Origin of the sequence: Roseovarius sp. (assembly GCF_965277045.1) — a bacterium.
GTDB lineage: Bacteria > Pseudomonadota > Alphaproteobacteria > Rhodobacterales > Rhodobacteraceae > Roseovarius.
Genome location: NZ_OZ255712.1, coordinates 387877 through 401910 on the forward strand (window position 1 = coordinate 387877; position 14034 = coordinate 401910).

Consider the following 14034-nt stretch of genomic DNA (forward strand, 5'->3'; position numbering starts at 1 on the left):
CTGGAGCGTGCCTTCATGATTGACCGCATTTTTGAGCGGCTGGCCGTGGTAACGAGTCTGCTTTTCCTCGTCACTATGTGTGTCGGCTGCTACGAAATCATTGCCGACAAGGTTTTTGGGGCTCCGACAAGCTGGAGCTTTGATATCATCGTGATCTTGAATGCCGTCTGCTTCATGATCGGCGGTGCATGCGCGCTCCAGAGCGGGCGCCACATCACGATATCATTGCTGCGTGAACGTATGCGGGGACGACTGGCTGCCATAGTCGATCGGTTCAACATGATAATCGTTCTCGTTTACTTGCTGCCGGTCGGCTGGTTTGCCTTGAAAGGCGCGCAGCAGTCAATCTCGCGCGGCGAGACGAGCGGGCATGCCTGGAACGGGCCAATGCCACAATTTGTCAGAAGCGCACTATTCATCGGCTTCGCGCTGATTGCCGTACGTCTCATTTTGCTTTTCGTGCAGCGCCGTCGACTCTTCAACGAAGAGACGCCGATGTTGGACAAGGGGCAGGCCGATGGGCATTGAACTCACAACCGTCGTGCTCCTCGGCGGACTCTTCGGTCTTCTTCTTCTTGGCGTACCAATGGCGTTTGCACTTGGAGCCTCTGCCGTCGTCGCCGCATTCACCGGGTTTGGCTTCGGCAGCATCGACCTGATTGTGAGCCGTACCTATGGTCTTGTGAGTATGTATGCTTTCGGCGCTGTGCCCATGTTCCTGCTGACCGCTTCCATCATCGACCGATCTGGCATGGCGGCTGACATGTATGACGCGTTTCGCATATGGTTTTCCCGTGTACGAGGCGGCATCGCCGTGGTGACGCTTGTCGCGGCGATCTTCATGGCGGCAACCACAGGGATCATCGGCGGGGAGATCGTCCTATTAGGTCTCGTTGCGCTACCACAGATGCTGCGTGTGGGATACGATCGCAGCTTGGCGATCGGCGTGATCTGTGCCGGTGGGTCGCTGGGAACGATGATCCCGCCCAGTATCGTTCTGGTCATCTACGGCCTCGCCACCAACACGTCGGTGGGGGACCTGTTCCTTGCTGCGATCTTTCCTGGGATCATGATGGCGGTGATTTACCTCACATACATCTTGGCACGCTGTGCGATCGACCCCAATCTTGCGCCATCGGAGACATTGCGACCCGAAGAGACGACCGTCAGCGCAAAGCTCAAGGCTACTCGACACCTTGTTTTGCCAACGCTCATCGGCGGCTCCGTGCTGGGCAGCATTTACTCCGGCGTGGCATCGGTAACTGAGGCCGCGACCCTGGGTGCCGCTGTATCTCTTGTCGGTGCGGCGTTCCGAAAAGAGCTCTCGTGGCCGATGCTCCGTGACGCATTGAAGCAAACGCTGATAACCTCGTCGGCACTGTTATGGATTACCATCGGCGCGTTCGCACTCATCGGTGTCTATAACCTTCTTGGTGGCATCGCCTTCATCACGGATCTATTCACCGATCTTCCGTTCAGTCCCTATGTGATCGTCTTGACGATGATGTTGGCCCTGGTGGTGCTCGGGCTTTTCATGGATTGGATTGGCATCGCCCTGCTGACGCTTCCGATATTTGTACCTGTGGTAGTCGAGCTGGGTTTCGATCCTGTCTGGTTCGGTGTCCTTTTCTGCATGAACATGCAGATTTCTTATCTCTCGCCGCCATTTGGTCCTGCAGCATTCTACCTAAAAAGCGTTGCGCCGCCCGAGATCAAGCTTGGGCACATCTATAGCGCGCTCTGGCCGTTCATCATCATGCAGGCGTTGGCGATCGGTCTCCTCATGGCCTTCCCGCAGATTGCACTTTGGCTGCCGGGGAGATGAGAAAGAGGTTGACCTTCGAAGCCTCAAAAGATAAAAGAAATTGATCTTTAATCTTAAGGACTGGTTGCTATGTATGATGCGCAGGGAAATTACGGTCACTGGATCGGTGGTGAGAGCGTCTCGAGCGCTTCTCAGTTCAAAACCTTCAATCCGGCATCCGGTGAAGAATGGGGAAGCTTCGCCAACGGCGGAGCGGAAGACGTGGACCAGGCAGTCAGTACGGCGAAGGCGGCATTCAAGACCGGAGAGTGGGCGAGCCTGTCACCGACCAGGCGTGGCCGCCTTCTCATGCGTTGGGGTGATGCCATCGCCGAGAATGCGGAGCGACTTGGCTGGTTGGAGACGAGCCAGAACGGCAAGCTGTTGAACGAGATGGTACTTCAGTCTCGGATAGTACCCGACTGGCTCTACTACTACGGTGGTCTTGCCGACAAGGTTGAGGGGCGCGTGATTCCGGTCGAAAAGCCTACGGTGCTGAACTACACACGCCGTGAACCGCTGGGAGTCGTTGCGGTCATCATGCCTTGGAATTCTCCGCTTTTCCTCACGATGATGGCGGTCGCGCCAGCTCTCGCGGCTGGCAATACGGTGGTCATCAAGCCTTCGGAAGTTACTCCGGCCTCGATTATTGAAGCGGTCAAGATGGCTGAAAGCGTTGGCATTCCGAGAGGCGTGCTCAACGTTGTGACGGGTCATCGGCAGGCCTCGGAAGCTCTCGTAACCCATCGAGACGTTGCGAAAATCTCCTTCACGGGCGGAGTGGAAGCAGGCCGGTCGATCAACATGCAGGCCGCTGAGCGGTTTGCGCCAGTCACGTTGGAGCTTGGAGGCAAGAGCGCCAATATCGTCTTTCCGGACGCAGATCTCGAGCAGGCTGAAGCGGGCCTTTTGGCCGGCATCTTCGCCGCAGCAGGTCAGACATGCGTCGCAGGATCGCGTGCCTTTGTGCATCGAAGCATCCATGAGCGCGTTCTCGAAGAGATTTCGAAACGCGCCTCGGAGATCCTAATTGGTGATCCGCTCAAGCCCGAAACTCAGATGGGTCCTGTGGCTACAAAGCAGCAGCTTGAAAAGAACGAAACGATGGTTCGCCGCGCATGCGAGGAGGGGGCAGAGCTTTTGTATGGTGGCGAGCGCGTAAGCGTTGAGGGTTCGCCCGGTGGCTATTTCTTTACGCCGACGATCCTGGGCGACGTTCATCCGGACAGCTACATCGCGCAGCATGAGGTATTCGGCCCTGTGCTGTCCGTCATCCCCTTCGACGATGAGGATGAAGTGATCGCAATGGCAAACGGCACCAGCTTCGGGCTCGCAGCGGGAGTGTGGTCCCTTAATGTGCGCCGTGCGCATCGCGTCGCACAGAAACTTGAGGCTGGAACCGTGTGGGTGAACATGTACCGCGCAATGACCTTCAATTCGCCGTTTGGTGGTTACAAGGATAGTGGAATTGGGCGGCAGAACGGCATCGAGGCAATCGACGCCTACTTACAGACGAAAAGCATTTGGTGCGAGCTAAGCGACGAGGTCCAAGACCCATTCGTTATGCGCTCTTGAAAACAAGTCAGGAAGGAACTGCGTGACATGATGATGGATGTAAGCTCCGAAAGGTCGCGGGCCTCGCGTCAAAACACGCGCCACCGTGTGCGCCATTTCCTCGCCGATTTCGCGCGTCTGGATGAGGAATTCCCTGAAAGCTATCCGAAGATGATCGTGCGGGGCGAAGGCGCCTATCTCATCGACAATGAAGGAAACCGCATTCTGGATGCGGGGAGTCATTTGGGCGCCTGCCAAATTGGTCATGCGCGGAAGGAGGTTGCTCAGCGCATCGCGCGGCAGGTGGAGGAGCTCGAGTTTGTGGCTCTGGATGGAGGCGTCTCACACATCTACGCAGGGGAACTTGCCGAGCGCCTTTCTGAGATAGCGATGTGCGACGATCCGATCTTCTCATTTACGAACAGCGGCAGCGAAGCCAATGAACTCGCCATAAAGATCGCTCGGCAGTATCACGCAAGAAGGGGTCAACCAGATCGAGTGAAAATTGTTTCGCGCAATGGATCGTATCATGGATCGACGCTGGCAACGTCAGCGGCGACTGGTGTCCAATCCTTCAAAACCGGCATTGGGCCTCTGCCGGAGGGCTTTATACAGAGCGCCCAGCCATCTCCGGGGCGATGTGGTCACTGCGGAACAGGCAACTCTTGTTCATTGGCATGCCTCGATGAATTCACTCGCTTCGTGAAGCAGGAGGGCCCGGAGACGGTGGCAGCGATCATCGCAGAACCAGTCGCGATCCCGCAGGCAGTCAAGGTGCCGCATACGGACTACTTCTCCAAACTGCGCTCCTTTTGCGACGAACACGGCATCTTGTTGATCATCGACGAAGTCGTATGCGGATTTGGTCGAACAGGCCGGATGTTCGGCGCTGAGCACTTTGGCGTCAAAGGAGATATCGTCTCTTACGCGAAAGGTCTCACGTCAGGTTATGTCCCGATGGGTGCAGTTGCCGTGAGCCGCCGCATCGAAGCAGAATTCGAGCAAGTGCCTCTCTTGCATCTCAACACTTACGCTGCCCATCCGGTCGCGTGTGCTGCCGCACTTGCGGCACTGGACGTCCTCGAGAGCGAGCAATTGGTGGAGAATGCCCGCAACTTGGAGGTGGTGCTCAAACGCGAACTCGAGCGGCTGCGACAAGCTGATCCGCGTGTGCGTGAAATCAACGTCATCGGGCTCTTGTCCAGCATAGCGATCGATCTCGATAAAGCTGACGATTTAGATAGGTCAATGAGGCGACTGCGCAAACTCTGTTACGATCATGGCCTGCTGGCACGCATATCCCGTGATGGTGCTTTGCTGGGAGTTCATTTCTACCCTCCGCTCAATGTCAACGAGGAAGACATTGTCTCCGGAGTGCAGGCGTTGCAACGCGCACTTCGCGACGTTTGACAAGCACGATTAGAGAAAGGATTTCCTGCAATGAAGATCACTTCGGTTCGTGAAATATCCGTACCGCTGCACGCGAATATCGCAAACTCGGTCGTGAATTTCTCAGCGCACACAGTTTCGCTTGTCGCCGTCGTCTCTGATGTGGTGCGCGACGGCAAGCCGGTCACCGGCGTGGCGTTCGACTCCATCGGTCGCTTTGCCCAAACTGGCATTTTGAAAGATCGGTTCATCCCCCGGCTTCATGAAACAGATCCCGACGAGTTGATCAGCGAAAACGGACGGCACTTTGACGCGAGTAAAGTGCTGGAGGCGATCCTCCGCAATGAAAAACCCGGCGGCCATGGCGATCGGGCCCACGCCGCGGCCGCTCTGGAACTTGCTATCTGGGATCTGAACGCGAAGCTGGAACAAGTTCCGGCATGGCGTTGCATCGCCGACCACTTTGGCGTCGACCCGCGGATGGAAATGCCAGTCTATGCCGCGGGCGGCTATTACTATCCAACCGATAGCTTGAATCGACTGGCGGACGAGATGCGCCACTACATCGACCTCGGTTATACGCGCTTCAAGATGAAGATTGGAGGAGCTTCCCTCCAAGAAGACATGAAGCGTATTGAAGCCGCCTTGAGCGTAGTGGGAGAAGGAGCATATCTGGCGGTGGATGCAAACGGACGGTTCGACCGCGAGACAGCGCTCCAATATGGGCGTGCAATGAAGAACTTTGGCCTGCGTTGGTACGAGGAGCCAGGCGATCCCCTTGACTATGATATTATGGCGTCACTTGCCGAGGACTATCCGCATGCATTGGCGACTGGAGAAAACCTCTTCTCCACACAAGATGTTCGAAATCTCATTCGCTATGGCGCCATGCGGCGCGATCAGGACTATTTTCAAATGGACCCAGGACTTTCCTATGGACTAACCGACTTCGCTCGGATGGTCGACCTTATGGAGACATCAGGCTATTCACGTCGCCAGTTGCAACCCCATGGCGGACACATGATTGCACTCCACGTCGTCATGGGACTGAATGTTGGCGGATCTGAGGCCTACCCGGGCGTTTTTGCGCCTGTGGGCGGATACACTCCAGGCTGCCGGGTCGGCGACGGAACGGTTTCACCAACTGATGCGGTGGGTTTTGGCCTCGAGGAAAAGCCAGATCTCAAACCTCATATCGATGAGCTTATCCAGTAGGCGCTTTAATCGCAAATGTTCTTTATGTTTGACCATTTCACAGTGTTGGGCAATGGTCTAAGATCGCATGAACTGATTTAAAGTCATCTGGCATGAATACACCAACCGAACTCTCTGACCGCTGGCACTTTCACGCGATATCCAATTCCAGAGCCCACGAGGAGGTGGTTGAGCAGATCATCTATTCCATTCTGTCGGGCGCCTACAAGCCGGGCGACAGGATGCCGAATGTCGAAGTGTTGGCTCGCGAGATGTGTGTGAGCAAGCCAGTTGTGGGAGAAGCCCTCAAGCTTCTGTCTCAAGCCGGAGTCGTACAGGCCAAACGCGGAATCAATGGCGGTCTATCTGTGGAGACGGATGACGTGCCCGAGAGTATCATGGCGCGCACGGCGCCACTCCGTCATCTTGAGCTGAGGGACATAATTGAAGCCCGTAGGCCGGTGGAAGTCGAGCTTGCCCTGCTGGCCACAAGGCGCGCGGAAGATGAGGACCTTGAGAAGCTTGCGCTGTGCGTCGAGCGATTGAGAGAGCATCGCACAAGCTCACTTGTTCAGCGCATCCGCCACGATCACCTTTTCCATTATATGGTCGGTCGCACCGCGCGCTCACAGGCGTTGTCATATTATCAGCATCAGATCCTCGAGCAACTTTTTGTCCGCATGCGGTCGTATTTCGAGCTGATGGAGGATGTCGATCAAGTCATTGACCTGCATGAGCGAACACTCGCTGCGATCGCAAGCGGGGATGAGTCTACGGTGCGATCCGCCATAGATGAGCATCTTCGCCCGCTGGAATCAGCAGCACTGACGCTGCAAGCGCAGAGATAGTAGTACGTCTTGAGGGATGCGAGGCCGTGGCCGCCGTTTCCCTTCAGCTCTGGCCATGCGCGGCGGGCGACGGTCAACCGCAATCTGTGGTCACGCGGTGTGATGCACTATACGTTGATCTACTGAAGCACTCAGGAAACAATTCGAAACTCCAGTTCCTGGGTTTCGAAAGAGGTGAGGTCGCGTCTGACTCTCTAAGGAATTTTGCGGAGAGAAATCTCTCCGCATCCAGTTTCGTTCTGATCCAGATGGCACTTATTCGGGGCGCTCGTGTCATGCCGGAAACCGGTGAGCGTCAACGTAGCTGTCGCCAACTACCCTGTCCTCGGCCATTGCCCGGGTATTGTGACCTGTGTCGGCATCACAAAAATATCCGAACCAAGGTTCCGCGTGTTCTGGCGTTAGCGCCCGTCGGACGGCACTAAGTCATCAATTCGGAGGCATGCATCTAAAAGGTGGCCAGCAACGGAGCAAGCCGGGTCTCTGATAAAGTTTGGGCAAGCGCTGGCTCCAAAGAAGCGCAGGAACCATCCGAACCCTTCCAGGTCGTTCCGCGACATTTACACAGCCACCGCCGACACGCGAGACCTACTGATTCCCTGCAATGCGAATCGTCGAGGGGCCACGGTCGAGTTTCGAACCATCGCTCTGAAAACTTGTTTCTGAAGGCGCGTGGCGAGAATGCCACACTTGGTATCTCGGGTTGGAGCCGTTTTCAGGGGAGCTACAGACTCGAAGAAAAGAATACTTCCGAGGGCGTTTTCAAAAATTCATCATCGAATCAAATTATTCTATTTCGTATCAGTGGCTTGCATGAATTCGGAAAACTGCGTGGGTTCATTCTTCATTGGACGATAACGATTCTGGAAAACTTTTTTTGGCCAAAATCAGCTGTTGTCGGATGGGCCGCGGTGGGTAGTTTCTCGGCCTCAAGCGAAGGCTGAACGGCAGACCACACCGACTGGGACGCAATATTTTCTTCGTGAAAATGGCAGTCAGCCAACCTTTCAGTCGAGCAAGCCGGAGTCCGGCAGACGGTCGAAAGGTCAAAACCAGGAGGAGAAGAACCATCAGGGTCGCCGAAACAGGGTAGACCACGAAACACCGCAGGCGGAACCATCATGAAGCCTGCACGGGGAGCCAGCTGAAAAGACGCACTCCGGAAACGAAACCAGAAATCAGTATCGCAGCCCTCGGGCAGCGTCGGACCACGTTCCGGCGAACGATACTCTCATGCCGAAAGGAACCAGAGCATGATGAAGATGCCGGATGGCGGGGTCACGATGCCGGAGCGCGTGCAACTTGCACGGAAGACGGCTGTCGGCGCCCGCGAACACCAAAGCGGACAGATCACGATGGATCCCGATGAGGGGTATACCGTGGGCTACGACAGCAACACCGAAATGAAGTGCATGCTGGTTCTTCTCGCCCGCCCGAATGTAGCCGGTCTCGAAAGCCAAGTACACTTCCAGTGGCTCGATGCCGACGGGAAGAAGGGCGAGCACTTCTTCGACTTCCGCGTGCTGATGACCGACGGCAAGCGCGTCGCGATCATGGTGAAGTCGGAATATCGCCGCAACCAGCCCAAGGTTCAGGACGAACTCGCGGACGTCGCAGCTCGGGTTCCTCGGAGTTTCGCGGACCAGGTCGTGGTCATGACCGAGCGCGACATCGACCCCGTGGAATACTTCAATGCCGAGATGATGCATGAGATGCGTCGCCCCGACCCCGATGCGGATGCCGCCGCACGGCGGCTCCTTGGCGAAATCGTCGGGGCTGTCCGGGTCAAGGATCTGGTCGATGCCATGGGCCTCGGCGCGCGTGGATTCCGGGCCGTGGTTCGCCTGCTCCGCTCTCACGACCTCGAACTCACACTCAATGTGCGCATCACGCACGAAGCCTATGTCCGCCGGAGGATGTCCAAATGATCGCAGTCAAACCCAGCCCCGTTCAGCCCAAGTTCTCCTTCTCAGAATACGATGGCATCACCATCGGTGGCCAGCCTTTCCGCTACTTCGAGACCCGCGAAAACGGCCACATGTTCGTCAGGGTGGCGGGCGAGGGCGTGCCCCAGGTCATGAGCAACGCCGAGATCAGCCGTTATCTCACGGCCGGAAAATTCGCGTGTATCCCGAACCGGCATCAGCCTGAGCATCTGCGCGACCGTATTCTGCCGGAAGGTGAACTGCTGTCGTTGAAGGACACCAAATCCCATAAGAAAGCGGCTATGCGCCTGGCGGTGGTTCGCGCGACCCGCGAATTTCTGGATGACGACTCCAATAATGTCTGTCGGACCGCGACTTCGATCAGGCCTTTTCTGGGTGCCATCAAGTTTCGCGCCGGCGAGATCCTCGACGAAAGTGACCCCAGCCAGGACAGCGAGACGCTCCCTGTTCCGAAGAAGCTCGGCGCGAAGACCGTGCTCGAATGGGAACGGAAAGAGCGGCGGTTCGGGCTGGCGGGGCTCTACGATAGGACTTCCGAGCGCGGTAATCGGGATCGCCGGATGACGGCCGATGAACTCGTGATCATGGGCAAGGTGGTGGGCAAGTATCTCGACGACCAACGCCCGTCGCAGGCCATCATCTTCAATGAGGTCAAAACGGCGTTCCTCGATGAGAACGATCGGCGCCGGGCTGCAGGCGAGCCTGAAATCATCTGCCCGTCCCGTGAGACGGTGCGGCAGGCGATCCGCAAGCTCAATCCCTTCGATGTCACCCTGACCCGGAAGGGTCGCGAGGCAGCGAACCGGCAGTTCGCCCCTGTCGGCATGGGGCTTCATATCACGCGACCGATGCAGCGTGTGGAGTTCGACGAGTGGGAAGCCGACGCCATTACTCTCATGGCTGAAGGAGGGTTATTCCATCATCTAACGAACGAGGAAAAGAAGGCTCTCGGGCTCGACAAGAAGACCGCAAGGTGGTGGATCACCGTGGCCATCTGCTGTGCGACGCGTTGCATCGTTGGCATGGTCGTCTCCAGGCAACCGAACTCTCAGAGCGCGCTTCGGGTCATCGAGATGATGATGCGCGACAAGGGCGTCTGGGGAGATGCCTGCGGCGCTCTCACCGCCTGGAACCAATTCGGCTGGCCTTCGGTCATCGTAACCGACTGTGCGCGCTACAACATCTCGAGCCTTGTACAGGCACGTGTGTCCGATCTCGGCATTACCCTGCAGTATTGCGCCGCGGCCAATCCGGAAGCCAAAGGCACCATCGAACGTGTGTTCGGCACCTTCGCGACCCAGCTGATGCCACGGCTGAGCGGTCGTACCTTCAGAAATACTGTCGAGCGGGGCGATTACGACTCGGTGAAACGTGCCGCGCTTAACCCGGAGGAGTTCTGCTCGGTGCTGGTGCGCTACATCGTCGATGTCTACCACCGCACGCCGCATAGCGGGCTGAATGGGGAGACACCGCTGGACTGCTGGAACCGGCTGGTCGAAAAATTTGGTGTCCAGCCGCCCCCGGACCTCGGGCGCCGGCGCCTGATTTTCGGCCATGAACGGGAACGGACCGTGACCCGGGATGGGATCACCATCTTGGGGATCCGGTATCACTCGGAGGTCCTGGCCCGGTTCATGACGAGGGCCCACGAGCGCAAGGTTTCGATCCGGTGGTATCCTGAGGATATCGGCGCCGTCTGGGCCGAACTGAATGGACGCTGGTTCGAGATCCCCGCCGTGTTCGATCGGTATCAGGGTGTCTCCGCCCAGGAGTGGGTGGATGCCGCGGCCGAAATCCGGGCCCAGAACGCGCGCAATGCCGAGGTCAACTTCGCGGTCGTCCGCCAAGCGCTCGACTTCATCAAGGCAACCAACAGCGCTGCCATGACGGGTGTCGGACTCATCGTGGAAGACTGGTCCGAGAAACGCATGGAATACGAGCACGATCGCCTGTTCATCGGGTTCAACACCTCGGAGACGGAGCCTGAGAACCCCTATGACGGGGACCGGGATGAATGGGGGACCCGCCTTGCCACGGCCGATTCCACTCCCTCAGGCGAGCCCGCCGACGAAAATCACTCCAGTGCCGAAGATTCTGCTTCCGGCAAATTCGGCCCGATCCAATTTCCGGATCATCAGCCTGTCGATGGTGCCGATGCGGCTGATGACGGTGACGATTGGACCCTGGAGGACGAATAGCCATGAGCATTTCCGCTCTCACAATCAACGAAAAACTCGCAGCCGTGGACCGGCTGCGAGACAAGTATCTCGCGACGCCGCGGGACGCTCAGTTCCGGAGCTACCTGGACCGGCTGCTGCAGCGCGATGATCAGGGCAACCTGCTTCCCAAGGCCCGGCTTTTCAACAAGGCCGGCGATACACGCGGCATCGCGGTCGTGGAGCCCGCGGGCGGAGGCAAGACCTCGCTGGTTCTTCATGGCCTCAAGACCCACCCGGCCCTGCAGCCGCGCGATGCGGCGCATCAGCCGTGGGTCGGTGTCCGGGTCCCGAGCCCGCCCACCGCCAAGAGTCTCGGGATCGAGATCCTCAAGGCCAGCGGTTTTCCCTCGGTCTCCCGGTCGCAGACCGAAGATGACATAATGCGCAAGGTGCGGCACCATTTCAAACTCCGGGGGACGGCCATCCTCTGGATCGATGAGGCGCACGACCTGTTCGGGGCTGGCAGCAAGTTCAAGGTGGATGTCTTCCTGAAGACCGTCCGCAACCTGATGCAAGGGGACGATGCCGTCAGCGTCGTGCTGAGTGGCATCGAGAGCCTCTGGCAGATTGCCTCTTGCGATGCCCAGGTCACGCGTCGTTACTGGCGGTTGCCGCTTGCCGACGTCTCGCCGCACTCGGATCGCAAGGCGCTGATCAAGGTCATCGCCGGTTTCTGCGATGCAGCCGGTATGCGGCCGCCCTCGGACGCGGATCTGGTGGATCGGCTCGTCCACGCGAGCCGGAACCGTTTCGGCCGCTGCATCGAGAATATCCTCGCGGCGCTGGAAGCGGCGGCTCTCGAGGGTGCTGATGAGTTGACCATCAACCACTTCGCCGAGAGCTGGGGCCTGCAGGAAGGCTGCGGCATGGGCCAGAACGTCTTCCTTGCCCGTCACTGGGCCAAGATCGATCTGGGTGAGGCGCAGCTGAACTGGGAGGGCGCGCGCTGATGCTCGCGCCCCATTTCCCTTTCCATTCCGAGGAGAGCCCGCTGTCATATGCGGCATGCCTCGCCAAGCTTCACACCGGCGATCGGCTTGTCTCGTTTCTTCGGGATATTGAGATCCGGCCCGACCAAATGGCGGTCAACGAAGGGTCGGCGCTCTGCCGTCTGGCCGAAGTCGCCGGAATAGACGTCGAAGACCTGCGCGCCAATGCTGCCGTTCCGGTCGGGAAGCGCACCTACAACCTCCGGGGTGAGCTGGTCACTGCGGAGTTCCTTGCGAACCCGAACACGGTTTTCTGCCCGGCATGTCTGGCAGAGGATGACCGGAAAGGGATGCGTCGCGGACGCTGGGAGTGGTCATTGTCTGTCGTTCGGACATGCCCTCAGCACGAAATTCCTCTCCTGCGCCAGGCACAGGCCGCATGGGACGACAAACTTCACGAGCTTGATCGCCGGGTGCCTGAGCGCGGCGTTGAACTTCAGGAGATGATCGAAAAGGCAGGGCACCGCTCGGCCTCGCCGCTTCAGGACTACGTCTTGCGCCGCCTTGATGGGATTGCTGGCCCGGATTGGCTTGATGCACAGACGCTCGATCAGGCAACCCGCGCGACGGAACTCTTGGGCGTGCTGGTCGCCTACGGGCCGACACAGAAACTTCCGGAGTTGGAATCAAACGACTGGGATCACGCCGGTCGCATCGGCTTCGGCTTCACATCGCGCGGCGAGAAAGGCATCCGGGAAGCCTTGGAGGCGCAGTTCCGGAAGTTCGATGATGCGTCCGGAACGCCGGGGGGCCGCAAGATCTTCGGGTGTTTCTACAATGCATTGGCCCACTCGAAATCACTCAAGTAGCCCGGCGACATCGCGCGTATTCTGCGCGACATCATCATCGAGAATATCGCCATGCCGGCCGGAACCAAGGTGCTCGGTTTCATACTCCCAGAGCGCCTACTCCACACGGTCGCGTCGTTGGCCAAAGAGCAGGGTCTCGACGCGCGCACCCTGAGCAACGTATTGATTGCCGCAGGTGTGATCCCGGAGCGGGCTCCAGCCCATTTCCCGATCCCAGTGGAAGCGGGCCGCGAGGTCGCGTCTCGCATGAAGCGCACCGTGAACGTGATTTCCCTTTGGAAGGACCGGAATTTTACCCGGCCGATCGTTGAGCAGTTTTTTGACGACCGGCTTCTCACTCCCATCTACTACGGGAGGCCGGGAACACGGGGCCGCACCCAGAAGGCCGTGGATCGCGAAGAGATTGCCGTGCTGGTCGGCAAGCTGCATGCGACGGCGGTTGAGCTGGGGGTAGAATCCGACGGGCTGGTGTCGGTCTCGAAAGCTGCGGAGAAAGCCAAGGTACCCGCCATCACCGTGGTGCATATGATCCTCGGCGGCTTCGTCGAGCGCGTTTTCCGCCTGGCTGGTCAGGACGGTCTTGGCGCAATTCGTGTGGATCCGGATGAGGTCAAGCGCCATAGGGGTGCGTGCACGGCCGGCCTGAGCCCGCTGGCTGCCTTCAGCACTCTGAAGCTCCCAAGGGATGTAGGGTGGGCTTTGGTGGGCCGGTGTCCGGATGAGATGAGCTTGGCCGTTAGCTGGATCTCATGCCCGAACGAGGGTCATCGGATCCCTCGGTTCGACCGAGAGGTTGTGGCTAAGTTTAAGGCCCGGTTCACCCATCCGGCCAGGCTTGCCGAGGCCCATGACCTACAGATCGGCGAGGTGGTCGACCGTCTGAAACGTCGAGGTATTCGACCTCTTTTGAAGAGGTCCGAGATCGGCCTGGATTTTTACCGCATCAGCGATCTGAAAGCGGATCTCATTATTTAACATAAGGGGTCTTATCGGTTCGTCATCATCTCGGTTTTAGTAGGCCGCCCGGAAGGGCGGTCTTTTTTGTTCAGTTCAATTGATTTTCAACAAATTCGACAATCGAATCCGTGCCTTCATTAAAAACTCCATGGCCAGAGGAAATAGGCGTCTATTGCACGCCAAAAATGGACGCCATTCGAGTGTATAATGGACCACATGCTCGCCGAGCTTAGTGGCGGGCTAAGCAAAATCAATCACTTAGATTTCCGTAATAGCCAAGTATCGGTTGTCGCGACAGCACGCCCCGGCGTGATGATCCAGCCCA

Annotated in this window: 11 protein-coding genes; all 11 read left to right on the plus strand. The window is 58.1% G+C overall.

Going from position 1 to position 14034, the window contains the following annotated elements; translation table 11 throughout:
- The first annotated feature begins 15 nt into the window (after nt 1-15).
- The 11 genes from ACQY4V_RS01930 to ACQY4V_RS01980 all read left to right on the plus strand — a co-directional run bounded on the left by ACQY4V_RS01930 (nt 16) and on the right by ACQY4V_RS01980 (nt 13727).
- A complete protein-coding gene (locus ACQY4V_RS01930; protein WP_428515259.1) occupies nt 16-528 on the plus strand; it encodes a TRAP transporter small permease subunit in 513 nt (170 codons plus the stop codon).
- A complete protein-coding gene (locus ACQY4V_RS01935) occupies nt 518-1825 on the plus strand; it encodes a TRAP transporter large permease (RefSeq protein ID WP_428515260.1) in 1308 nt (435 codons plus the stop codon). Before ACQY4V_RS01930 ends, ACQY4V_RS01935 begins: the two co-directional genes overlap by 11 nt.
- Before the next feature lie 69 nt (nt 1826-1894).
- A complete protein-coding gene (locus tag ACQY4V_RS01940) occupies nt 1895-3379 on the plus strand; it encodes an aldehyde dehydrogenase (protein WP_428515261.1) in 1485 nt (494 codons plus the stop codon).
- A gap of 27 nt (nt 3380-3406) precedes the next feature.
- Nucleotides 3407-4768: an aspartate aminotransferase family protein gene (locus ACQY4V_RS01945; RefSeq protein WP_428515262.1), complete on the plus strand. Its 1362-nt coding sequence runs from the start codon at nt 3407-3409 to the stop codon at nt 4766-4768.
- Between the two features lie 30 nt (nt 4769-4798).
- Nucleotides 4799-5962 (plus strand): enolase C-terminal domain-like protein, encoded by a 1164-nt coding sequence (locus tag ACQY4V_RS01950; protein WP_428515263.1) that lies wholly within the window; start codon nt 4799-4801, stop codon nt 5960-5962.
- A gap of 92 nt (nt 5963-6054) precedes the next feature.
- Entirely contained in the window at nt 6055-6789 is a 735-nt protein-coding gene (locus tag ACQY4V_RS01955; protein WP_428515264.1) for a FadR/GntR family transcriptional regulator, read from the plus strand.
- Between the two features lie 1253 nt (nt 6790-8042).
- Nucleotides 8043-8717, plus strand: coding sequence for a hypothetical protein (locus tag ACQY4V_RS01960; protein ID WP_428515265.1), 675 nt, complete (start codon nt 8043-8045; stop codon nt 8715-8717).
- The gene (locus ACQY4V_RS01965; protein ID WP_428515266.1) at nt 8714-10933 is read left to right on the plus strand and encodes a Mu transposase C-terminal domain-containing protein; all 2220 of its coding nucleotides are present in this window, start codon (nt 8714-8716) and stop codon (nt 10931-10933) included. The genes ACQY4V_RS01960 and ACQY4V_RS01965 overlap by 4 nt, the downstream gene beginning before the upstream one ends.
- A 2-nt stretch (nt 10934-10935) precedes the next feature.
- Nucleotides 10936-11904 (plus strand): TniB family NTP-binding protein, encoded by a 969-nt coding sequence (locus ACQY4V_RS01970; RefSeq protein WP_428515267.1) that lies wholly within the window; start codon nt 10936-10938, stop codon nt 11902-11904.
- Nucleotides 11904-12752, plus strand: coding sequence for a TniQ family protein (locus ACQY4V_RS01975; protein ID WP_428515268.1), 849 nt, complete (start codon nt 11904-11906; stop codon nt 12750-12752). The genes ACQY4V_RS01970 and ACQY4V_RS01975 overlap by 1 nt, the downstream gene beginning before the upstream one ends.
- Before the next feature lie 51 nt (nt 12753-12803).
- Nucleotides 12804-13727, plus strand: a complete 924-nt coding sequence (locus ACQY4V_RS01980) for a hypothetical protein (RefSeq protein WP_428515269.1) — start codon at nt 12804-12806, stop codon at nt 13725-13727.
- Nucleotides 13728-14034 lie beyond the last annotated feature (307 nt).

Bases quoted from the DNA above. Each gene is read 5' to 3' on its own strand.
- ACQY4V_RS01980 (WP_428515269.1), top strand. From the start codon at position 12,804: ATGCCGGCCGGAACCAAGGTGCTCGGTTTCATACTCCCAGAGCGCCTA.
- ACQY4V_RS01965 (WP_428515266.1), top strand. From the start codon at position 8,714: ATGATCGCAGTCAAACCCAGCCCCGTTCAGCCCAAGTTCTCCTTCTCA.
- ACQY4V_RS01950 (WP_428515263.1), top strand. From the start codon at position 4,799: ATGAAGATCACTTCGGTTCGTGAAATATCCGTACCGCTGCACGCGAAT.
- ACQY4V_RS01970 (WP_428515267.1), top strand. From the start codon at position 10,936: ATGAGCATTTCCGCTCTCACAATCAACGAAAAACTCGCAGCCGTGGAC.
- ACQY4V_RS01940 (WP_428515261.1), top strand. From the start codon at position 1,895: ATGTATGATGCGCAGGGAAATTACGGTCACTGGATCGGTGGTGAGAGC.
- ACQY4V_RS01955 (WP_428515264.1), top strand. From the start codon at position 6,055: ATGAATACACCAACCGAACTCTCTGACCGCTGGCACTTTCACGCGATA.
- ACQY4V_RS01945 (WP_428515262.1), top strand. From the start codon at position 3,407: ATGATGATGGATGTAAGCTCCGAAAGGTCGCGGGCCTCGCGTCAAAAC.
- ACQY4V_RS01960 (WP_428515265.1), top strand. From the start codon at position 8,043: ATGATGAAGATGCCGGATGGCGGGGTCACGATGCCGGAGCGCGTGCAA.
- ACQY4V_RS01930 (WP_428515259.1), top strand. From the start codon at position 16: ATGATTGACCGCATTTTTGAGCGGCTGGCCGTGGTAACGAGTCTGCTT.
- ACQY4V_RS01935 (WP_428515260.1), top strand. From the start codon at position 518: ATGGGCATTGAACTCACAACCGTCGTGCTCCTCGGCGGACTCTTCGGT.
- ACQY4V_RS01975 (WP_428515268.1), top strand. From the start codon at position 11,904: ATGCTCGCGCCCCATTTCCCTTTCCATTCCGAGGAGAGCCCGCTGTCA.